This is a genomic window from Pandoraea pulmonicola (genome assembly GCF_000815105.2).
Lineage (GTDB): Bacteria > Pseudomonadota > Gammaproteobacteria > Burkholderiales > Burkholderiaceae > Pandoraea > Pandoraea pulmonicola.
In genome coordinates this window covers 282,068-302,389 of sequence record NZ_CP010310.2, presented here as the reverse complement: position 1 = coordinate 302,389, position 20,322 = coordinate 282,068, and the positions used below count along the sequence as shown (strand labels likewise).

Genomic DNA, 20,322 nt, shown 5'->3' with positions numbered 1-20,322 from the left:
TGGGCGGGGGGCCACTCACGCGAGTGATGCCAAATTAATCGCCAGGGACAGGGGAGTCAACGTAGTGGGCGCGAATCTCGGGCGATTCCTAATCGGTTCTTCCGCCGCTCCTACTCCGTTAGCGCTGCGCCACCGAAAACCCATGCTCGCGCAGCAGTTGCAGCACCCCATGCGGGCCGCCGAGGTGCAATGTGCCGACGGCGACGAAGACCGGTTGGCCCGGATCGGCCAGGAAGAGCATCCGCGCGAGGAAGCGTCGATTGCGCGAATACAGGATGCGCTCGTCGATCGCGTCGGCCAGCGCCGCGTTGCGCCGCACCTGTGCCGCCTTGCCCTGCGACCAGTCGAACACCAGCTCCGCATCGCCCGCGCGCCACAGGCGGTGCAATTCTTCGACCTGCGCCGTCGCCGTCTTCGGGCTCAGCACGAGCTCCTGTGCCAGCAGCTCGTTCTGCTGCGCCGCGCTCAGGCCGGTGAAGGCGTCCATCTGCTCGGCCAGCGACTCCAGACCGACGATGCGGCCCCGGTAGATGTTCTCCAGCTGATTCTCGGTGCCGTATTCCGTCTGCAGGTCGGCGCCCATCGAATCGAGCGTCTCGACGAGCAGCGCCGCCAGCCACGGCCGCATGTGACGAATCTCGGCCAGCATCGCCGGATTGCCCTTGAGTCGATCACGCAGCTTGCGCCATAGCGGCGCCGGGATCAGCCGCGGCAGGCACGCCCGCGTACACATGCCGTACTTCTGGACGTCGTCCTGCGACATCGTCAGATCGTCCGGCGAGAGCTCGAACGCCACCGTCTTCGACACGCGCAGCGCATCGACCACGACCTTGCGGAACGGATAGTCGTCGGGCTTGCCCACGTGGAGCGTGCCCATGACGTAGATGGTCATGTCGCCCTTGCGGGCTTCATAGAACGGGAGATTGGCGCCCGGCGGCGATTCGCCGGGCTCGGGGACCACCAACGGCAACGCGCGCGGCGCGATGGCACGCGGGGTCACGGTCGATGCCGCGTCCAGCGTGACGGCCAACGTCATCAACAGGCAGCCGAGCAGCCAGCCGGTCAATGCAACGCCCCGGCGCAGATGCGTCGCGCGTGGTGGTCCACCCAATCTTGTCATCCCTCAATGTCTTCCACCCGATGGCACGCCACCAGACGTCCCTCGAGCTTGCGCAGTTGCGGCACTTCCTCACGACACCGGTCGACGGCATATGGGCAGCGCGGCGCAAACGCACACCCCGGCGGCGGCCGCAGCGGCGAGGGCAACTCGCCGATCAGCGGGATCTTCACGCGCCGCTCCGACGCCTTGATGGCCGGCGTGGCCGACATCAGCGCCTTGGTGTACGGATGCAGCGGCTTGCCGAACACGGCGGCCTTGGGACCGTGTTCGACCGCGCGGCCGAGGTACATCACCATGACGTCGTCCGCCACATGCTCGACCACGGCGAGATTATGCGACACGAATACGTAACTCGTCGCGTACCGGTCCTGCAAATCCATGAAAAGATTCAGGATCTGTGCCTGAATTGAGACATCCAGGGCAGAAACCGGCTCGTCGGCCACCACGATCGCCGGCGACAGGATCATCGCCCGGGCAATCGCCACACGTTGACGCTGCCCGCCCGAGAACATGTGCGGATAGCGTGCAACGTGCTCGGGGCGCAGACCGACGGTGCGCATCATCGCCTCGATCTTCTCGCCCCGCTCGACGCGGCCGAGCGACGTGTTGATCGCCAGCGGCTCGTCGAGCGCCTGCCCCACGGTCTTGCGCGGATTGAGCGACGCGTACGGGTTCTGGAACACCATCTGGATGCGCGTGCGCAGCGGCGCCAGATCGCCCACCGAAGCCGCCGTCGTCTCGGTCGCGTCGATGGCGAGTTTGCCGGACGTCGGCGGCTCGATCAACGTCAGCACCCGGGCCAGCGTCGATTTGCCGCACCCCGACTCGCCGACCACCGCGAGCGTGCGCCCCGCGGCCAGCTCGAACGACACGCCGTTCAACGCCCTGACGCTCGCCTGCCCGCGCCACAACCCGCGATTCACCGTGTAAAAACGCTTCAGATCCTGTGCGGCCAGCACGATGCGACTGGCGTCGCGCGCCGCCTCGCCGGCATCGGGGCCTTGCGGCGCGGCCGGGGGCGTTGCGAAAACGGTTTCACTCATTGCGCCCCTCCCATCGACTGATGATCCGCTGCGACATGCGGCAGCGGCTTGAAGCACCGCACCAGCGGTGCGCCCGTCGCCGTCGGCCCCGTATAGGGATCGAGCGACGGCTGCACCGTGCGGCAATGGTCGTCTGCATAGGGGCAGCGGGGCGAGAGCAGGCAACCGGCGGGACGGTCGTCGCGCCCCGGCACCACGCCGGGCAGCGTGCGCAGTCGGCGCACACCGCGGTTGTGCTCCGGAATCGCCGAAAGCAGGGCTTCCGTGTAGGGATGATGCGGCGCATCGAACAGCGCGGGCACCTGCTGGACCTCGATCACCTGCCCGGCGTACATGACCGCCACCCGATGCGCGACTTCGGCCACGACCGCGAGATCGTGCGAAATCAGCACCAGCGCCATGCCGTGCTCCTTCTGCAACTGCAGCAGCAGCGCCATGATCTGCGCCTGGATGGTGACGTCGAGCGCGGTGGTCGGCTCGTCGGCAATCAGCAGCTTCGGGCGGCAGGCAATCGCCATCGCGATCATCACGCGCTGGTTCATGCCGCCGGAGAGCTGGTGCGGATACGCGCCGAGCCGGTTGGCTGCGTCGGGGATCTCGACCTGTTCGAGCAGTTCCACGATGCGATCGCGCAGCGCCCGTCCACGCAGCCCCATGTGGCGGCGCAACACCTCGCCGATCTGGTAGCCGATGGTGTAGCTCGGGTTCAGGCTCGTGAGCGCGTCCTGGAAGATCATCGAGACGTCGCGTCCGACGATGCCGCGTCGCTCGCGAGCGCTCGCATGCAGCAAATCGCGTCCGTCGAACCGGACTTCGTCCGCACGCACGCGCCCCGGCGCGTCGATGAGTCCCATGAGCGCGAGCATCGTCACGCTCTTGCCGGAACCGGATTCGCCGACCACGCCGAGAATCTCGCCCTGGCCGACGTCGAGGTCGATGGCTTCGACCGCGCGCGCGCCGTCGAAGTCGACCGATAGATTGCGAATGGAGAGCAGACTCATGCGATTCGTTTCAGTTTGGGGTCGAGTGCGTCGCGCAGGCCATCGCCAACCAGATTGATCGCAAGCACCGAGATGACGATCGCAAGTCCCGGCAGCGTCACGATCCACCAGGCACTTTCCATGTAGTCGCGCGCCGACGCGAGCATCGAGCCCCACTCGGCGAGCGGCGGCTGCACGCCCAGACCGAGGAAGCCGAGCGCCGCCGCGTCGAGAATCGCCACCGAAAAACTCAGCGTGGCCTGCACGATGAGCGGCGCCGCGCAGTTCGGCAGCACCGTCGAGAACATCAGACGCAACGTGCCCGCGCCGGCCATGCGCGAAGCGATCACGTACTCGCGTTGCAATTCGCCGATGGCGGCCGCACGCGTGAGGCGCACATACGCCGGCAGCGTCACGATGGCGATCGCGATGGTCGTATTGGCGAGACCCGGGCCGATCACCGCGACCACGGCCACGGCGAGCAGCAGCGACGGCAGCGCCATCATCATGTCCATCAGGCGCATGATCGGGGTGTCGAGCCAGCGCGGGAAGAACGCCGCGAGCAGGCCGAGCAGAATGCCCGGAATGAGCGAAAGCACGACCGACGACAGACCGATCCAGAACGACAGGCGCGCGCCGTGAATCAACCGCGAAAGGATGTCGCGGCCGGCCTCGTCGGTGCCGAGCAGGAATTGCCGGTTGCCGCCTTCGAACCAGGCGGGCGGCACCTTCACGTAGTCGCGGTATTGCTCGATGGGGTTGTGCGGCGCGATGAGCGGCGCGAAGATCGCCGCCGCGAACATCAGCAACAGCACGATGGCCGCCGCCGTGGCACCACGGTTGGCGGTGAAGCTGCGCAGGAACTCCCGCATCAGGCGCGCACGCGGCGTGGCCGTGACGGCGGCGGGAGGCGGCAGCGTTGCAGGCGTATCACTCATGGGTGACCTCCTTCAGTGCCGTATGCGCGGGTTGACGACGCCGTAGAGCACGTCGACCAGCAGGTTGACCAGAATCACGCCCGTCGCGATGAGCAGGATGCCGCCCTGCACCACCGGATAGTCGCGTCGCAGAATGGCGTCGATCAGCCACTTGCCGATGCCGGGCCAGGAGAACACGTTCTCGGTGAGCACGGCACCAGCGAGCAGCGTGCCCACCTGCAAGCCGATGACGGTAATGACCGGAATGAGCGCGTTGCGCAGCGCGTGCACGACGATCACGCGCCAGGGCGAGAGCCCTTTCGCTCGCGCGGTGCGGATGTAGTCCTCGCGCAGCACCTCGAGCATGGCCGAGCGCGTCATGCGGGCGATCACCGCGAGCGGCACCGTGCCAAGCACGATGGTCGGCAGGATCAGGTGGCTCACGGCGGACGCGAACGCGCCCTCGTCGCCCGAGAGCAGCGTGTCGATGAGCATGAAGCCGGTCACGCCCGGCACGTCGTACTCCACGCCGATGCGCCCGGAGACGGGCGTCCATTGCAGGTCGACCGAGAACAGCATGATGAGCAGCAGCCCCCACCAGAAGATGGGCATCGAGTAGCCGGTGAGGGCGGCGCCCATGGTGGTGTGGTCGAGCATCCTGCCGCGTCGCAGCGATGCGGCCACGCCCGCGGGCAGGCCGACCGCGAGCGCGAAGATCATCGCGCACAGGGCCAGTTCCAGCGTGGCGGGAAAGCGCGAGAAGAACTCGTGCAGCACGCCTTCGTTGGTGACGATGGAGCGTCCGAGGTCGCCCTGCGCAGCGCGCTTCAGGTAGACGAAATACTGCGTGGTGAGCGGTTGATCGAGTCCCAGCCGCTTCATCGCTTCGGCGTGCATGACGGGATCGAGATTGCGCTCGCCCACCAGCACTTCGATCGGATCGCCGGGAATGAGGTGAATGAGCGCGAACGCCAGGACGGTGATGCCGATGAAGGTCGGGATCACCATGCCCAGCCGTCTCAGGACGAATCTCAGCATAGGAGGGTTCCGTGGGAGCTGCGTGCGCCGCCCCGTCCCCGGCGGGAGAACGGGGGGCGCTGTGCCGCGTTAATCAGTCGCAGGCGGTATGCCGTCTTGTTGTCGTCGCCGGACGCGAGCGCGGCGGCCACGTCCGGCGGCATGGTGCGCCGGTTTGGACCGCCGGCACCGTTCGACCGCGGCGCTCAGTCCAGCGACACGCCGGCGAAGCTGTTACGGCTGAACGGGCTGAGCTTGAAGCCCTGCACGTTCTTCGCCATCGGCTTGTATTGAGTGGAGTGCGCGATGGGCGAGAACGGCAGTTGCTGCGCGAAGATTTCCTGCGCCTGCGTGTAGAGCTTGGTGCGCGCCGCCACGTCGGTGGTCTGGCGCGCCTGCTTCACCAGGTCGTCGAACGGCTTGTAGCACCACTTCGAGAAGTTGTTGCCGTTGATCGAATCGCAACCGAGCAGCACGCCGAGCCAGTTGTCGGGGTCACCGTTGTCGCCCGTCCAGCCGATGAGCAGGGCGTCGTGCTCGCCCGCCTTCGCGCGCTTGATGTACTCGCCCCATTCATACGTGACGATGTTGGCCTTCACGCCGATCTTCGCCCAGTCGGCCTGGATCATCTCGGCCATGAGCTTGCCGTTGGGGTTGTACGGGCGTTGCACCGGCATGGCCCACAGCGTCAGTTCGACGTTCTTCGCACCGGCCTTCTCGAGCAGCGCCTTGGCCTTTTCCGGATCGTAGCCGGCCGGCTTGATGTTCTTGTCGTAGGACCACTGCGTGGGCGGCATCGGCGCGCCGTTCGACAGTTGTCCGGCCGAGCCGTAGACCGATTCGAGGATGGCCTTCTTGTTGATCGCCATGTCGAGTGCCTGACGAACCTCCACGCGATCGAGCGGCTTCTTCTGCACGTTGTATGCCACGTAGCCGAGGTTGAAGCCGACCTGATCCGGCATCTTCAGCTTCGATGCGCTGCCCTGCGCCTTGATTTCGGCCTTGAGGGTATCGACGTCCGCCGGGCGCGGGTAGGTCGCGACCTGGCATTCGTTGCGCTTGAGCTTCTGGATACGGACGTTGGCGTCGGTCGTGATCGCGAAGATCAGCTTGCCCACCTTCGGCGGCAACTGCGTGTTCCAGTACTCCTTGTTGCCATCCAGGCGCAGCGTGGCGTCCTTCGTGTAGCTGCGGAAGATGAACGGACCCGTGCCGACCGGCTTGAGCGCGATGTCGCGCGGGTTGTTCGCCGCGAGCAGCTTGTCCGCGTATTCCTTCGACAGGATCGACGCGAACGACATGGCCAGGTTCTGGATCAACGGTGCGTCGACCTTCTTGAGCACGAAGCGCACGGTGTACGGATCGACGATCTCGATACGCTCGATGTCGGCCTGCAGGCCCATGTCGACGAAGTACGGAAATTCGGCCGGATAGGCCTTGCGGAACGGCATTTCGCGATCGCCCATGCGATCGAAGGTGAACTTCACGTCCTCGGCGTTGAAGTCGCGCGTCGGCTTGAAGTACTCGGTCGTGTGGAACTTCACGCCGCGGCGCAGGTGGAACGTGTAGACCTTGCTGTCCGGCGAGATGTCCCATTTCTCCGCGAGCGACGGTATCACGCCAGTCTCGCCGGGGATGAAGGCGACGAGACGGTTATAGATCGCGTCCGCCGGATCGAAGTCCGTACCGGTCGTCAGTTGCCCCGGATCGAAACCGGCGGGGCTACCCTCGGAACAATACACGAGGGTCTTGTTGGGGAGCTCAGCCGCTACGGCGGGCGGGATCGCTGCCGCGCCGGTCAGCAGGGTTGCAGCCAAAAGCAAACGCAGGGTGTGGGTTCGTTTCATAGGCTCCTCGGGATCTTATGTGACGCCCGGCAACGGTCCGTCGCCGAGCCCAGGGGGATATTACTGAAGCTTCCCCGGCGCAACAACACGCCAAATCCCTAGCAATCCGACTATTTGTAGTGTTTTTGGTTAGGAAACCACTTAATTTTTATCAGGATTGACTTCCGAAGCCCCCTATCGTTGGCAAACGATTGCGCGGCGCCCTTACAGGCCGAGGCGCTGCCACATGGCCTTGGTCGCCGATGCCGCGTTGAGCGTATAGAAATGCAGCCCCGGCGCGCCGTCGGCGAGCAGGCGTTCGCACAGCGCCGTCACCACGTCCAGGCCGAAGGCGCGAATCGACTCGCGGTCGTCGCCGAAGCCTTCGAGACGCTTGGCGATCCAGCGCGGCACTTCGGCTCCGCACATCTCCGAAAACCGCATCATCTGCGAGTAGTTCGTGATCGGCATGATGCCGGGCACGATGGGTACGTCCACGCCAAGGCGGCTGGCGTCGTCGACGAAACGGAAATAGGCGTCCGCGTTGAAGAAATACTGCGTGATCGCGGCGTTCGCGCCGGCCTTCACCTTGTTGGCGAAGTGCTCCAGGTCAAGACGCGGCGACTTCGCCTGCGGATGGTATTCCGGGTAGGCCGCCACTTCGATGTGAAACCAATCGCCTGTCTCCGCGCGGATGAACTCGACGAGCTCTGACGCGTAGCGGAATTCGCCGATCTCGCCCATGCCCGAGGGCAGGTCGCCGCGCAGCGCCACGATGTGGCGAATGCCGTGCTGCCTGTATGTCGCCAGAATCTGGCGGATGTTCTCGCGGGTCGAGCCCACGCACGACAGGTGCGGCGCCGCTTCCACGCCTTCGCGCTGGATTTCGACAACGGTGTCGAGCGTGCCCTGCTGGGTCGAGCCGCCCGCGCCGAACGTCACCGAGACGAACTTCGGGCCGAGCGGGAACAGTTGCTGACGCGTGGCGCGCAGCTTCTCCGCGCCCTCGGCGGTCTTGGGCGGGAAGAATTCGAAACTGAAGGAAGGTTGCGTCATGATCGTTTGCCTTTCTGGGGAGCGCTCATGCCGCACGCCTGGCGTGCACGAAGAACTCCCGGTTGCCGTCGCCGCCGGCGATGGGGCTGTCGAGCCATGCGGCCACCGTCAGTCCCAGGCCTTCGCAGGCGGTGCGGATCTTTGTCTCTACTAGCGCATATTGCGCGGCATCCCGCACGAGGCCACCTCGGCCGATGTGTTCGCGGCCCACTTCGAACTGCGGCTTGACCAGCATCAGCAGGTCGCCGCTCGCCGCCAGCAGCGGTGCGAGCGCGGGGAGCACGAGTGTGAGCGAGATGAACGACACGTCGCCCACGATCAGGTCGAAGCCGGCTTCCGGCACGGCCTTCATCGCTTGCGCCCCTTCTCCCGCGGCCGCCGCCAGGCCGGTCAAGCGCTCGTCGAGCATCTCGCGCGAGAGATGTCGCGCATTGACGCCTTCGAGCGACACGAGCCGCGCCTCGCCGGCCAGACGCCGATGCAGTTGCCCATGGCCGACGTCGACGCCGAGCACCTGGGCCGCGCCCGCCTGCAGCAGACAATCGGCAAAGCCGCCGGTCGACAGACCGACGTCGAGCGCCACGCGCCCGGACGCGTCGAGTCCCGTGCCGGCCAGCGCGCCGGCCAGCTTCAGGCCGCCGCGCGATACATAGCGGTCTTCGCCGGGCAGGCCGTCGGCCGCCGCGCGCACTTCGATGCGCTCGTCGTCCGCCACCATCTGGCTGGCTTTCTTCAGCGCCGTTTCGGTGCCGGCGTAATACACGCGCCCGGCGTCGATCAGACGCTGCGCGGCGGTGCGCGAAGCGGCCAATCCTCTCGATACGAGCGCCTGGTCGGCGCGAAGCGCTTGCGACATGACTACGGAATTCCTGCGAAGGTCCTGCGAAGAGCGATCGACGGCATGCGCGGATGCGCGTCGAAACTACACGTTGTTGGTGGCACGCTCGCCGAACACCAGCGCCGACAGAATCCACGAGATCAGGCTGTACAGGAGCGAGCCGAACAGCGCCGCCCAGAAGCCCGAGACTTCGAAGCCCTTCACCACGTTCGCGGCCAGCCAGAACAGCAAGGCGTTGATCACGAAGATGAACAGCCCGAGCGTGAGCACCGTGACCGGCAGCGTGAGCACGACAAGCAGCGGGCGCAGGAAGGCGTTGATCAGACCAAGCACGACCGCAACGATCAGCGCCGTCCCGATGCTCTTGAGCTGGACGCCGGACACGATGTACGGCAGGACGAGAAGCGCGATGGCATTGATGAGCCAAATCAGCAGCAGACGCATGGCAAGCTCCGATAAACAAGCCGGTGCGGGACGAATGTCCCGGCACCGGTGGTGGGGAAATCACGCATGGCGCGCGCGGCGGCAACTGACGACACCGCGCGGCCATGCCGTCACGCCGTCCCTTGCCGGCACGTCGCACCCCTCCGTGCGAAGTCCCGGCCGGGAGCGGCGGGCGGATCAGTAGCGGTAGTGCGCCGGCTTGAACGGGCCATTCTTGTCGACGCTGATGTACTTCGCCTGATCGTCGGTGAGCACGGTCAGCTCGGCACCGATGCGGCCCAGGTGCAGACGCGCGACCTTTTCATCCAGATGCTTCGGCAGCACATACACGCTGTTCTTGTACTTGGCGCCGTGCACGAACAATTCGATCTGCGCGAGCGTCTGGTTGGTGAACGAGTTGCTCATCACGAACGACGGGTGGCCCGTGGCGCAGCCCAGGTTCACGAGACGGCCTTCGGCCAGCAGAATGATGCGCTTGCCGTCCGGGAAGATGATGTGATCGACCTGCGGCTTGATGTTCTCCCACTGGTACTTGCGGGTCGACGCCACGTTGATTTCCGAGTCGAAGTGACCGATGTTGCACACGATCGCCTGATGCTTCATCGCGGCCATGTGGTCGTGATCGATCACGTGGAAGTTGCCCGTAGCCGTCACGAAGATGTCGGCCTTGTCGGCGGCGTATTCCATCGTCACCACGCGGTAGCCTTCCATGGCGGCCTGCAGGGCGCAGATCGGATCGATTTCCGTGACCCACACCGTGGCGCCCAGGCCGCGCAGGCTCTGTGCGCAGCCCTTGCCCACGTCGCCGTAGCCGGCCACCAGGGCGATCTTACCCGCGATCATGACGTCAGTGGCGCGCTTGATGCCGTCGACGAGCGACTCGCGGCAGCCGTACAGGTTGTCGAACTTCGACTTGGTGACCGAGTCGTTCACGTTGATGGCCGGGAACGGCAGCGTGCCGTCCTTTTCCATCTGGTACAGACGGTGCACGCCCGTGGTGGTCTCTTCGGTCACGCCCTTGATCTGCGACAGACGCTTGCTGTACCACCGCGGATCGACTTCGAGGTGACGCTTGATCGACGCGTACAACGCAACTTCTTCCTCGTTGGTCGGGTTGCCGACGACCGAGATGTCCTTCTCTGCCTTGCTGCCGAGAATCAGCAGCAGCGTGGCGTCGCCGCCGTCGTCGAGGATCATGTTGGCGAATTCGCCGTTCGGCCATTCGAAGATGCGATGGCTGTATTCCCAGTATTCGTCGAGCGATTCGCCCTTGAATGCGAACACCGGAATGCCGGCGGCGGCGATGGCGGCCGCGGCATGATCCTGCGTGGAGAAGATGTTGCACGAGGCCCAGCGCACTTCGGCGCCCAGCGCGACGAGCGTCTCGATGAGCACGCCGGTCTGGATGGTCATGTGCAGCGAGCCGGCGATGCGCGCGCCCTTGAGCGGCTGGCTTGCCTTGAATTCCTCGCGCGTGGCCATCAGACCCGGCATTTCGCTCTCGGCGATGGTCAGCTCTTTACGGCCCCAGCCGGCGAGGTTGATATCGGCTACGTGAAAATCGGAGAATTTCGAATCGACTACGGCGTTCATCACGCCTCCTTTCTCTAAAGTCTAGATAGTTGGGACGTGAGCGCCGTTCTTGCGGCCCACGCGCCTGACGCTCCGGGAGTGAACCGGCGGCCGGCGGGGCCAATGGGAAGGATCTTGAGCCTGGCAGCACTTCGGCTGTCGCAACGCTCCTCAAGACCCCGGCATTGTAGCAAAACTCGGGCGCTGCGTCGGCGCAGGAGGCGACGCGCGAAGGGTTATTTTGTGCGAGCGCGCCGCCGTCAGAACGGCAAGTGCGTGAGCAGCGGTGCCGCGAACACCATGAGAATGCCGTTGATCATCATGACGAGGCTGGCGACCACGCCTTCCTCGCTGCCGATCTGGCGCGCCTTGGCGGTGCCGAAGCCATGAGCCCCCGCGCCGAACGGCGCGCCGCGCGCCATGCGGGTGCGCAGCGGCAGCCAGGACAGCAACGCCTCGCCGAGCAGCATGCCGATGAAGCCGGTGATGATGACGAACAGGCCGACCAGATCGCGCGAGCCGCCGACCTGGTCCGACACGGCGAGCGCGAACGGCGTGGAGATCGAGCGCGCCAGCAGGCTGCGCGCCATCTCGGGCGGCAATTCGAACAGCCTGGCGAGCAGGTACGAACTGCCCACGGCCACGACCATCGCCACGAGCACCCCGACGCTCAACGCGAAAGCATGACGTCGAATGATGTCGCGGTGCTCGTAGATCGGCACCGCGAACGCGATGGTCGTGGGACCGAGCAGCCACACGAGCCAGCGCGAATCGGAGATGTATGTCGTATAGGAGATGCCGCCGCCGACCATCACCGCAATGAGCAGCACCGGGGCCAGAATCGCCGGGCCGAGCCATACCTTGCCGAAGCGCGCATAGAGACGCTTCGACACGTAATAGAACACGACCGTGAGAACGAGCAGCAGGAGCGCCGTATGATTCATGGCAAGACCCGGCAGGCGTTATGGGGAATGGCGAACGAGGTGGCGTTGGAAGATGCGGCAGCGAGCGCGCACATCAAGTCAACGGGCCTCATGTGCCCGGCGCGCGGGGACGCGGACGAGGGCTCGCTTGAAGCGGCGCTCGGCGCGGCACGCGAGGTCGACGGCCAGCGCGGTCGAGACCATCACGAGCACCGTGCCCACCCCGATGACGGCCAGCAGTTGCAGGCCTTCGTGGCGCAACAGATCCGTGTATTGCATGACGGCGGCGACCATCGGCACGAAGAACAGGATCATCTCGGCCAGGAACCAGTCGGCGCCGCGCTTGATCTTTTCGGTCTTGAGCACGCCGCTCATGAGCAGCGCGACCACGGTCAGCAGACCCAGCACGCCGCCCGGCAGCGGCAAATGAAAATGACGCGATGCAGCATCGGCCACCAGATAGATGCCCGTGAGCAGCGCAATCTGCCACACCACATCCACCACGCGCTTGCTGCGGCTGTACAGACGGCTGGCGATCATCTTGGTCATGGCGGACTCCCGGGCTTTCGCATCAATATGGAACGGAGTATAGGAAGCACCGCAACATAAATAAAATGAATTAGTATTATCAAATCAATTCCAAATTGGAATAATTTAAGTATTAACCCTAATGGTGCATGCCAATGCCTTACGGGGCGGGGCTTTTCGGCAAATCGCACCACACGGGTGCCAACGAGAGAACCAAGATGGAACTGCGCGCGTTACGAGGTTTTGTGGAAGTTGTGCGACAGCAGAGCTTCACGGCGGCAGCCGAAGCGCTGTTTGTGACGCAGCCCACGGTGAGCAAGATGGTCAAGGCGCTCGAGGACGAGCTTGGCACGCCGCTGATGCTGCGCGAAGAGCGCGGCATGGGGCGACGTCTGCAGTTGACCGATGCCGGGCGGGTCGTCTTCGAGCGCGGACAGGACGTGCTCGCCGCCTACGCCCGGCTGCAGCACGAGCTTGCCGATCTGGAGACGGTGGCGCGCGGCGAGTTGTCGATCGGCATTCCGCCGCTCGGCGGCGATCTGTTCATTCCGGTGATCGGCGCGTTTCATCAGCACTATCCCGACATCGAGATGAAGCTGTTCGAGACCGGCTCGCGCGCCATCGAACAAGCGCTGCTCGCGGGAGACATCGAACTGGGCGCCGTGCTGCTGCCCGTCGACCCCACCATTCTCGACGTGCTGCCCGTGTGCCACTACCCGTTGCGGCTGATCGCGCCGCGCGAGTCGCGCTGGGAAGGCCGCGCCTCCGTGGGACTGGCCGAGCTGCGCGACGAGCCGTTCGTCTTCTACGGCGAAGGCTTCGCGCTCTCGGAGCTCGTGAATGCCGCGTGCCGCAGGGCGGGCTTCACGCCGAAGATCGCCGGGCGCTCCAGCCAGTGGGACTTCATCGCGTCGATGGTCGACAACGGCGTGGGCGTCGCCCTGCTGCCCGAGCCGTTCTGCGCGCGGCTCGATCCCAGGCGCTTCGTGATCGCGGATGTCCGCGACCCCGAGATACCGTGGGATCTGGCGATGGCATGGCGGCGGGACTCCTACCTCTCTCACGCCGCCCGGCGCTGGCTGGCGCTCGCACGCGATATTCTCGGACCTGGCGGCGACGGCGAAGCCCAGGCGGCCATCGCCGGGGGCGCGCGCCGCAGTTGAAGCCGCCGTGAATGCGAAGCGCAACACGACATGGCACGCGCGCCGCCGGTCGGCGGCGATTGCGGTATCCTTGCCGCTGACATTTTCCCCCTGCCGCGCGAGCGCGGCGCATCGACATCCATGCGCATCATTACCGCGAATCTGAACGGCGTGCGATCGGCCGCCAAGAAGGGCTTTTTCGAGTGGTTCGGCAATCAGGAAGCCGACATCCTGTGCGTGCAGGAGATCAAGGCGCAGTTGCCGGACATGACACCGGACTTCCTCAAGCCGCACGACTACCAGGGCTATTTCCACTACGCGCAGAAAAAAGGCTACAGCGGCGCCGGCGTGTACGTGCGACGCGAGCCCGACGACATCCTCATCGGCTGGGGCAACGAAGAATTCGATGCGGAAGGTCGCTACGTCGAAGTGCGCTACGGCAACCTGTCGGTGATCTCCGTCTACATCCCGTCGGGCTCGAGCGGCGAAGAGCGCCAGGCGGCGAAGTTCCGCTTCATGGCAGACTTCATGCCGCACCTGCTCTCGCTCAAGGCAGCCGGTCGCGAGGTCGTGCTGTGCGGCGACGTCAACATCGCGCACAAGGAAATCGACATCAAGAACTGGAAGGGCAATCTGAAGAACTCCGGCTTTCTGCCGGAGGAGCGCGCGTGGCTCACCCAGTTGTTCGACGATCATGGCTACGTCGATGTCTTTCGCACGCTCGATGCGCGCCCCGAACAGTACACGTGGTGGAGCAATCGCGGGCAGGCCTATGCGAAGAACGTCGGTTGGCGCATCGACTACCAGATCGCCACGCCGGGCATCGCGGGCAAGGCCAAGGCCACGTCGGTGTTTCGCGACATCAAGTTCAGCGACCACGCGCCCCTAACCGTGGATTACGATCACGCGCTGTAACAGCGTTTCGCATGAAGACCCTCGTATTCTGCACCAGCTATATCCGTGACGCCGACGCCTGGCGACAACGGTACCACCGCTGGCTTGACTACTATCGCAACGGACCGATCAAGGCCGACAGGCTACTCATGATCGACGACGGCTCGCCCTGGCTGCCGTCCGAAGATCTCATCCCCACGATTTCGGCGGACAGTGACCTGGCGGCCCACGACAGCACGCACGCCATCGTGCGCTTCGACACGAATCTGGGCCGCCAGAGCATGAGCCTCTACCCGGGATGGTGGCGCAGCTTCCTGCATTCGATCACGATCGCTCGCGCCATCGATGCGGACAAGATCGTGCATCTCGAATCGGATGCCTATATATTGAGCAAATCGCTCGCCGACTTCATCAACGGCGCCGACGCCGGATGGCACGTGATGTGGGCGCAGCGTTACGCGATGCCGGAAACCGCGATCCAGGTCATCTGTCGCGATCAGTTCGACGCCCTGGAGACTTTCCGGGACGAGCACCCCGATCTGGACTTCGCCGACATCGCCGAGCGCCTGCTGCCGTTTACGTCGGTGAACCGCGAGTTCAAGGGCGACCGGTACAGCGAGTTCAAGCGCAATCGGGGCATCTTCCGCTCGCGCAGGTTCAACGTGATCCCGATCTTCCAGTGGGACTTCTTCTGGGAACCGATCCCCGACGACGCGGACTTCGCGACACAAGTCGTCCAACGGCAGAAGGTGGCCTATCGCGGCGCCTGAACGGCGCTCAGGCAGTGCCGTCCTTCCCTGCGCCCTGTTGCACCCTACCGCACCCTACCGCATCCCATCGCACCCACCGCGAGCCGCGAGAGCCGCGGCCGTCGCTCGCGGTTTCCCTCAACGTGCGCTGGACACGGGAACACCGTCGCCGCCATCATCGTCCGCTCCCCAGGGGGCGACCTTCGGCAACAGCAGCATCCCCGGCAGGGCGAGCGCCGTGCAGATGAAGAAGAAGGTCAGCCAGCCGACGCCATCCACGATGTAGCCCGTCCCGGCATTGGCGAACGTGCGCGGCACCGACGCCAGGCTCGTGAACAGTGCGAATTGCGTGGCCGTGTAGCGCGGGTCCGTGGTACGGGCGATGTACGCGGTAAACGCCGCCGTGCCGAGCCCCGCGGTAAACGCTTCGAACGCGATCACCACGCCCAGTCCCGCCACGACGGCGCCGGCCTGCGCGAGCCACGCGAAGCCGAGCACCGACACGAGCTGCAGCACGCCGAAGACCCACAGGCCGCGATTGATGCCGAGCTTGATCAGCCAGACCCCACCGATGATGCCGCCCGCGACGCTCGCCCACAGGCTCGTCGCCTTGGCCACAACGCCGATTTGCGTCTTCGTGAAACCGAGATCGAGATAGAACGATGTCGCGAGCGACGTTGCCATCGAGTCGCCCAGCTTGTAGAGAAAGATGAAAGCCAGCACCAGCAGCGCCTGCGACCAGCCGCCGCGCGTGACGAACTCATGGAACGGCTCGACCACGGCTTCGCGCAGCGTCTTCGGCGGCGTGCCGCGAATCGCCGGCTCCTTGACGACGAGCGTCATCACGATGCCCGGCAGCATGAACGCGGCCGTCGCGAAGAACACCTCGGCCCACGGCAGATGATCGGCCATGATCAGCGCAAGCGAACCCGGCACGAGGCCGGCCACCTTGTAGGCGTTCACATGCATGGCCGTGCCCAGCCCCTGCTCGCGGTCGGAGAGCAGTTCCCGGCGATAGGCGTCGAGACAGATGTCCAGGCTGGCGCTGAAGAACGCCAACGCGGCCGCGAGCGCGGCGATGGTGCTCAGGTCGCGCTGTGGAGAATAGGTGCCCATGAGGGCGACGGCGCCGGCCACGAGCAATTGGGTGACGAACATCCAGCCGCGCCGCCGCCCGGGTTTCCAGCCCAGCAAATTGGGCGCGAAGCGGTCCATGAGCGGCGCCCACAGGAACTTCCACGTGTAGGGAAACTGGATCAGCGCGAACAGGCCGATCGCCTTGAGGTCCACATGCTCGCTGCGCAGCCACGCCTGCACGAGATTGAGCAGGATGAAAAGCGGCAAACCGGACGTGAAGCCGAGAATCACGCAGATGAGCATCCGCGTGGGGTGGAAGACTCGCCCGTCGTCGGGCGGCAGCGAATCGGTCATGGAAAAGGCAGTTGGGGCCAGCCGCCCGCGGTGCACGACACCGGCCCCTCTGCCTTCACCCGTCAGGGAGCGCGGCGCCCGCTGCCCCCGCGAATTGCCGTCGGTTCAGGAACGCTTGACGCGATAGACTGCAAGACTACCACGCCAGTTGGCCCCCACCGACACGAGTCCCCCGTTGTGCAATACGGCGCGATCCAGGATCTGCACGCCGACTTCCGGCGCCAGCGCCTCGAAGTCCCGGATCGTGAGCACGCGCACGTTCGGCGTGTTGTGCCACTGGAACGGCAGGGTCTTCGACACCGGCATGCGGCCCCGCAACACCGACAGCCGGTGCGGCCAGTAACCGAAGTTCGGGAACGACACGATCGCCTCGCGCCCGACGCGCACCGTCTCGCGCAGAATGTCCGCCGTACGGTGGAGGGTCTGCAGCGTCTGCGAGAGGATGACCGTATCGAAGCTCTGATCCTCGAACAGCTTCAACCCGTCTTCCATGTTCTGCTGAAGGACGTTGATGCCGCGTTGCGCCGAGGCGAGCACACCCGCGTCGTCGATCTCCACGCCGTAGCCGCTCACGTCGAGCTCGTCGATGAGCAGGCGCAGCAGCGAGCCGTCGCTGCAGCCGAGGTCGAGCACCTGCGACGACGGTTCGATCCAGCGCGCGATGACGCGAAAGTCCGGACGCTCGGCCAGCGACGCCGAAATGCGATTGCGCGATGCCGCCAGCGTGGTCGCCTGCGCGCCGTTTGCCGGGACTGTTGACTGACTCATACTCCGACCTCCTCGGCGATACGTTCGTAGTAGGCGCGCACCAGATTGTGATAACGCGCATCGGTGAGCAGGAAGGCGTCGTGCCCGTGCGGTGCGTCGATCTCGGCGTAGCTCACGGTGCGACGCGTGTCGAGCAGCGCCTTGACGATCTCGCGCGAGCGCGTCGGCGCGAAACGCCAGTCGGTGGTAAACGACACGATCAGATACTTCGCCGTGGTGTGTGCGAGCGCCTTCGCCAGATCGCCGCCGACCGTGCGCGCCGGATCGAAGTAGTCGAGCGCGCGCGTGATGAGCAGATACGTGTTGGCGTCGAAGTACTCGGCGAACTTGTCGCCCTGGTGACGCAGATACGACTCCACTTCGAATTCCACGTCGAAACTGAACCGATAGCCGTCGCCCGCGCCGGCAGTCGCGTCGCCGTTCGCCACGCCATCGACCAGCGCCTCGGCGCGACGCAGCGCACGGCCGAACTTGGTCGCCATGTCTTCATCGGACAGATACGTGATGTGGCCGATCATGCGCGCCACGCGCAAGCCGCGCCGCGGCACCACGCCATGCGCGTAATAGTCGCCGCCGTGGAAGTCCGGGTCGGAAAGAATGGCCGAGCGGGCCACTTCATTGAACGCGATATTTTGGGCCGACAGCTTCGGCGTGGACGCGATGACGAGACAGTGCCCCACCCGCTCGGGATACATGATGCTCCACGCGAGCGCCTGCATGCCGCCGAGACTGCCGCCCATGACGGCGGCGAACCGGCGAATGCCCAAGGCGTCGGCCACGCGCGCCTGTGCGTTGACCCAGTCCTCGACGGTGATGACGGGAAAGCGCGCGCCGTAGGGGCTGCCCGTGGCGTCGTCAATACTCATCGGCCCGGTCGAGCCGAAGCACGAGCCGAGGTTGTTCACCCCGATGACGAAGAAGCGGTTGGTGTCGAGCGGCTTGCCGGGCCCGACCATGTTGTCCCACCAGCCGACGTTCTTGGGATTGTCGGCGGCGATGCCTGCCACGTGGTGCGAGGCGTTGAGCGCATGGCAGACCAGTACGGCATTGCTCCGGTCGGCGTTGAGCTCGCCGTAGGTCTCGACCATCAGGTCGTAGCCCGCGAGCGTGCTGCCGTTCTGCAATGCCAGCGGCTCAGCGAAATGCATCCGCTGCGGCGTGACGATTCCGATTGAAGTTTCCATAAACCCCTGTCCGAAACATGCTGGGGCGGCGTCCCGCTCGACGAGCGTCGACGGACAGCGTCCTCAGGCGTTCTATGCGGGAAAAGGGGTCGATGAAAAGACGGCGGGGTGCGCGAACGACCTCTTTAGCCGCATTTGTAATGAATGGCCTCGCCCGGGAACCCCGGCAGAGTCATTCGCGCGCCCGCAAGCGAGTCACCAAATCGGCGCGCCAATCGTGGCGACAGGACCGCTCGAATGGCCGGCAATCCTGTCGCGTGCTGCAAAAGTATAACGTAATCCGCGCAGGCAGCGCAGACGAGGCCCGCCTCAGCGCAGAAGCGCGGCGACCTGCGGTTCGGCCCCCTCGGCCGGCGAGCGCTTGAAGCCGCTCTTGGCGAAACGGTGCCAGCGGCCCAGCACGTAGGACACGAGCAGGTTGGCGCGCGAGTTGGCGTCGAAGGTCTCGGGCAGCGTGCCGTTGGCCGCCGCCAGGCGCAGTACCTGGCGCAGCGACGCCTCGATGCGGTCGAGCAACTGATTCATGCGCTCCTGCAGGCGCTCGTTCTCGCCGACGAGCGCTTCGCCGGTCAGCACGCGCGTCATGCCGGGGTTCTTCTCGGCGAAACCGAGCAGCATCAGCACGATGGCGCGCGCCTGCGACACGCCGTCCTGATCCTGCGCGGAGATCTGGTTGATCAAGCCGAAAATGGTCTGCTCGATGAACTCGATGAGTCCTTCGAACATCTGGGCCTTGCTCGCGAAGTGGCGATAGAGCGCCGCCTCCGAGACATCGAGCCGTGCGGCAAGCGCCGCCGTGGTGATCTTCTCGCCCTTGGGCGTCTCGAGCATGGCTGCGAGGGTCTGCAACACCTGCACGCGGCGCTCGCCCGGCTTGGGGCGGCTTGTCTTTACCGGCGCGGGTGCGGCCTCCAGCGCATCGGCAGCGCCGTAGCCGGCGCCGCTCGAAGAGTTTTCCTGCTGCATCGTCTGGTCGTTATCGGTAGGGATTTGATTGTCGGGCGGCCTGGGCTCCGGCCCCGGTCGCAAGGCGCGCCCGTAACTCGCGCAGAGATTGTACTTTGATATCCACATAGTGTGGGCGCCCACTGCGCGGCATTGCGTCGCCAAGACTGTTTCTGACAGGCAAGTGTCCCGTGATCCAGACGGTCTTGATGCCGAAATGCCGCAGGTGTTTCAGATGCGAGCGCGTGTCCTCCACCAGCCACGTGCGATGCGGCGCGAGCCGCTCGCGCGCGAGCAGCCGGCGCAGCATGGTCGCATCGGGCTTGGCGCGCCAGCCGCGCCGGTCGGCCATGTCCTCGATACTCACGCAGCGCTCGAAATGACGGCGAATGCCCAACGCCTCGACGATCGGCAGCGCGTAGTGCGCCGGCGCGTTGGTCAACAGGATCTTGCGTCCCGGCAGCCCGGCGAACAGGCGGGCGATGCCCCGCTCCGCGCGCAGCACTTCGGCCAGCGGCGGCAGTTCATGGACGCGTTGAAGGAATTCGTGGGGATCGATGGCGTGATGCCGGATCAGGCCGAGCAGCACCGCGCCATATCGCTCGGTGTAGTCGGAGCGCAGGCGATTGGCCTCGTCCTGCGGCAGCCCCAGCTTCTCGACGATATAGGCCGTCATCGCGCGATTGATGCGCGGGAAGATCGCATGCGACGCACGGTGCAACGTGTTGTCCAGATCGAACAACCAGACCGAGCCGCGCGTGCCGTGCTCGCTGCGGGCGCGATGCGCCCGGCGACGCCGGCTCAGGACGTGAATAGAAGCCACAGAAAAAGCGCAAGTGGATGCGTAGGGGGATCGGCTGCCGTCCGCCCTGAAGGCGTCTCCCGCCGCGCAGGCCGGAGTCGTGCTCCGCATGGCGCCCCGATGGGCGGTTTCAGCCGGAGTCG

At 65.4% G+C, this 20,322-nt stretch carries 20 protein-coding genes and 1 riboswitch; of the genes, 3 read left to right on the top strand and 17 right to left on the bottom strand.

The genetic code is table 11. The features are described from left to right. Positions 1 to 118 precede the first annotated feature (118 nt). The 12 genes from RO07_RS01260 to RO07_RS01205 all read right to left on the bottom strand — a co-directional run bounded on the left by RO07_RS01260 (position 119) and on the right by RO07_RS01205 (position 12,285). Positions 119 to 1,120 (bottom strand): TraB/GumN family protein, encoded by a 1,002-nt coding sequence (locus RO07_RS01260; RefSeq protein ID WP_237171356.1) that lies wholly within the window; start codon positions 1,118 to 1,120, stop codon positions 119 to 121. Further along, a complete protein-coding gene (locus RO07_RS01255; RefSeq protein WP_174234870.1) occupies positions 1,117 to 2,163 on the bottom strand; it encodes a peptide ABC transporter ATP-binding protein in 1,047 nt (348 codons plus the stop codon). The genes RO07_RS01260 and RO07_RS01255 overlap by 4 nt, the downstream gene beginning before the upstream one ends. Beyond that, entirely contained in the window at positions 2,160 to 3,164 is a 1,005-nt protein-coding gene (locus RO07_RS01250; RefSeq protein WP_039407373.1) for an ABC transporter ATP-binding protein, read from the bottom strand. Before RO07_RS01250 ends, RO07_RS01255 begins: the two co-directional genes overlap by 4 nt. Continuing rightward, positions 3,161 to 4,081, bottom strand: a complete 921-nt coding sequence (locus RO07_RS01245; RefSeq protein WP_039407371.1) for an ABC transporter permease subunit — start codon at positions 4,079 to 4,081, stop codon at positions 3,161 to 3,163. Before RO07_RS01245 ends, RO07_RS01250 begins: the two co-directional genes overlap by 4 nt. A 12-nt stretch (positions 4,082 to 4,093) precedes the next feature. Next, a complete protein-coding gene (locus tag RO07_RS01240; protein ID WP_039407369.1) occupies positions 4,094 to 5,098 on the bottom strand; it encodes an ABC transporter permease subunit in 1,005 nt (334 codons plus the stop codon). Positions 5,099 to 5,283: 185 nt separating this feature from the next. After that, on the bottom strand, positions 5,284 to 6,924 hold the full coding sequence (locus tag RO07_RS01235) for an ABC transporter substrate-binding protein (RefSeq protein ID WP_039407368.1): 1,641 nt from the start codon (positions 6,922 to 6,924) through the stop codon (positions 5,284 to 5,286). 204 nt (positions 6,925 to 7,128) lie between these two features. Then, positions 7,129 to 7,959 (bottom strand): methylenetetrahydrofolate reductase [NAD(P)H], encoded by an 831-nt coding sequence (gene metF / locus RO07_RS01230; protein WP_039407366.1) that lies wholly within the window; start codon positions 7,957 to 7,959, stop codon positions 7,129 to 7,131. 25 nt (positions 7,960 to 7,984) lie between these two features. Next, positions 7,985 to 8,815: a TlyA family RNA methyltransferase gene (locus tag RO07_RS01225; RefSeq protein WP_039407363.1), complete on the bottom strand. Its 831-nt coding sequence runs from the start codon at positions 8,813 to 8,815 to the stop codon at positions 7,985 to 7,987. A 66-nt stretch (positions 8,816 to 8,881) separates the two neighbouring features. Continuing rightward, positions 8,882 to 9,241 (bottom strand): phage holin family protein, encoded by a 360-nt coding sequence (locus RO07_RS01220; RefSeq protein WP_039407360.1) that lies wholly within the window; start codon positions 9,239 to 9,241, stop codon positions 8,882 to 8,884. A gap of 177 nt (positions 9,242 to 9,418) precedes the next feature. Continuing rightward, entirely contained in the window at positions 9,419 to 10,834 is a 1,416-nt protein-coding gene (ahcY, locus tag RO07_RS01215) for an adenosylhomocysteinase (protein WP_039407358.1), read from the bottom strand. 31 nt (positions 10,835 to 10,865) lie between these two features. Continuing rightward, positions 10,866 to 10,992: riboswitch (S-adenosyl-L-homocysteine riboswitch) on the bottom strand. A gap of 81 nt (positions 10,993 to 11,073) precedes the next feature. Continuing rightward, entirely contained in the window at positions 11,074 to 11,757 is a 684-nt protein-coding gene (locus RO07_RS01210; protein WP_039407355.1) for an LrgB family protein, read from the bottom strand. Positions 11,758 to 11,835: 78 nt separating this feature from the next. Beyond that, positions 11,836 to 12,285 carry a CidA/LrgA family protein gene (locus tag RO07_RS01205; RefSeq protein WP_039407353.1) on the bottom strand — a complete coding sequence of 150 codons (450 nt, stop codon included), beginning with the start codon at positions 12,283 to 12,285 and terminating at the stop codon, positions 11,836 to 11,838. 197 nt (positions 12,286 to 12,482) lie between these two features. On the opposite strand from RO07_RS01205, the gene RO07_RS01200 reads away from it, so the two are divergent. The 3 genes from RO07_RS01200 (at position 12,483) to RO07_RS01190 (ending at position 15,070) form a co-directional block, all read left to right on the top strand. Next, the gene (locus RO07_RS01200) at positions 12,483 to 13,427 is read left to right on the top strand and encodes a LysR family transcriptional regulator (RefSeq protein ID WP_039413847.1); all 945 of its coding nucleotides are present in this window, start codon (positions 12,483 to 12,485) and stop codon (positions 13,425 to 13,427) included. Between the two features lie 120 nt (positions 13,428 to 13,547). Beyond that, the gene (locus tag RO07_RS01195) at positions 13,548 to 14,321 is read left to right on the top strand and encodes an exodeoxyribonuclease III (protein WP_039413844.1); all 774 of its coding nucleotides are present in this window, start codon (positions 13,548 to 13,550) and stop codon (positions 14,319 to 14,321) included. Positions 14,322 to 14,332: 11 nt separating this feature from the next. Next, positions 14,333 to 15,070: a hypothetical protein gene (locus RO07_RS01190; protein WP_039407351.1), complete on the top strand. Its 738-nt coding sequence runs from the start codon at positions 14,333 to 14,335 to the stop codon at positions 15,068 to 15,070. 117 nt (positions 15,071 to 15,187) lie between these two features. Here RO07_RS01190 and RO07_RS01185 read toward each other — a convergent pair whose 3' ends face one another. The 5 genes from RO07_RS01185 to RO07_RS01165 all read right to left on the bottom strand — a co-directional run bounded on the left by RO07_RS01185 (position 15,188) and on the right by RO07_RS01165 (position 20,200). Next, a complete protein-coding gene (locus RO07_RS01185; RefSeq protein WP_039407349.1) occupies positions 15,188 to 16,480 on the bottom strand; it encodes an AmpG family muropeptide MFS transporter in 1,293 nt (430 codons plus the stop codon). Positions 16,481 to 16,585: 105 nt separating this feature from the next. Beyond that, a complete protein-coding gene (gene metW, locus RO07_RS01180) occupies positions 16,586 to 17,248 on the bottom strand; it encodes a methionine biosynthesis protein MetW (RefSeq protein WP_237171355.1) in 663 nt (220 codons plus the stop codon). After that, entirely contained in the window at positions 17,245 to 18,432 is a 1,188-nt protein-coding gene (metX, locus tag RO07_RS01175; RefSeq protein ID WP_039407347.1) for a homoserine O-succinyltransferase MetX, read from the bottom strand. The genes metW and metX overlap by 4 nt, the downstream gene beginning before the upstream one ends. A gap of 309 nt (positions 18,433 to 18,741) precedes the next feature. Then, entirely contained in the window at positions 18,742 to 19,398 is a 657-nt protein-coding gene (gene slmA / locus RO07_RS01170) for a nucleoid occlusion factor SlmA (RefSeq protein ID WP_039407345.1), read from the bottom strand. Between the two features lie 10 nt (positions 19,399 to 19,408). Beyond that, on the bottom strand, positions 19,409 to 20,200 hold the full coding sequence (locus RO07_RS01165) for a pyrimidine 5'-nucleotidase (protein WP_039407342.1): 792 nt from the start codon (positions 20,198 to 20,200) through the stop codon (positions 19,409 to 19,411). Positions 20,201 to 20,322 lie beyond the last annotated feature (122 nt).

Bases quoted from the DNA above. Each gene is read 5' to 3' on its own strand.
- RO07_RS01200 (WP_039413847.1), top strand. From the start codon at position 12,483: ATGGAACTGCGCGCGTTACGAGGTTTTGTGGAAGTTGTGCGACAGCAG.
- RO07_RS01250 (WP_039407373.1), bottom strand. From the start codon at position 3,164: ATGAGTCTGCTCTCCATTCGCAATCTATCGGTCGACTTCGACGGCGCG.
- metW (WP_237171355.1), bottom strand. From the start codon at position 17,248: ATGAGTCAGTCAACAGTCCCGGCAAACGGCGCGCAGGCGACCACGCTG.
- RO07_RS01190 (WP_039407351.1), top strand. From the start codon at position 14,333: ATGAAGACCCTCGTATTCTGCACCAGCTATATCCGTGACGCCGACGCC.
- metF (WP_039407366.1), bottom strand. From the start codon at position 7,959: ATGACGCAACCTTCCTTCAGTTTCGAATTCTTCCCGCCCAAGACCGCC.
- RO07_RS01225 (WP_039407363.1), bottom strand. From the start codon at position 8,815: ATGTCGCAAGCGCTTCGCGCCGACCAGGCGCTCGTATCGAGAGGATTG.
- RO07_RS01205 (WP_039407353.1), bottom strand. From the start codon at position 12,285: ATGACCAAGATGATCGCCAGCCGTCTGTACAGCCGCAGCAAGCGCGTG.
- RO07_RS01240 (WP_039407369.1), bottom strand. From the start codon at position 5,098: ATGCTGAGATTCGTCCTGAGACGGCTGGGCATGGTGATCCCGACCTTC.
- RO07_RS01195 (WP_039413844.1), top strand. From the start codon at position 13,548: ATGCGCATCATTACCGCGAATCTGAACGGCGTGCGATCGGCCGCCAAG.
- RO07_RS01255 (WP_174234870.1), bottom strand. From the start codon at position 2,163: ATGAGTGAAACCGTTTTCGCAACGCCCCCGGCCGCGCCGCAAGGCCCC.
- RO07_RS01235 (WP_039407368.1), bottom strand. From the start codon at position 6,924: ATGAAACGAACCCACACCCTGCGTTTGCTTTTGGCTGCAACCCTGCTG.
- RO07_RS01185 (WP_039407349.1), bottom strand. From the start codon at position 16,480: ATGACCGATTCGCTGCCGCCCGACGACGGGCGAGTCTTCCACCCCACG.
- RO07_RS01210 (WP_039407355.1), bottom strand. From the start codon at position 11,757: ATGAATCATACGGCGCTCCTGCTGCTCGTTCTCACGGTCGTGTTCTAT.
- metX (WP_039407347.1), bottom strand. From the start codon at position 18,432: ATGGAAACTTCAATCGGAATCGTCACGCCGCAGCGGATGCATTTCGCT.
- RO07_RS01220 (WP_039407360.1), bottom strand. From the start codon at position 9,241: ATGCGTCTGCTGCTGATTTGGCTCATCAATGCCATCGCGCTTCTCGTC.
- RO07_RS01260 (WP_237171356.1), bottom strand. From the start codon at position 1,120: ATGACAAGATTGGGTGGACCACCACGCGCGACGCATCTGCGCCGGGGC.
- ahcY (WP_039407358.1), bottom strand. From the start codon at position 10,834: ATGAACGCCGTAGTCGATTCGAAATTCTCCGATTTTCACGTAGCCGAT.
- slmA (WP_039407345.1), bottom strand. From the start codon at position 19,398: ATGCAGCAGGAAAACTCTTCGAGCGGCGCCGGCTACGGCGCTGCCGAT.
- RO07_RS01245 (WP_039407371.1), bottom strand. From the start codon at position 4,081: ATGAGTGATACGCCTGCAACGCTGCCGCCTCCCGCCGCCGTCACGGCC.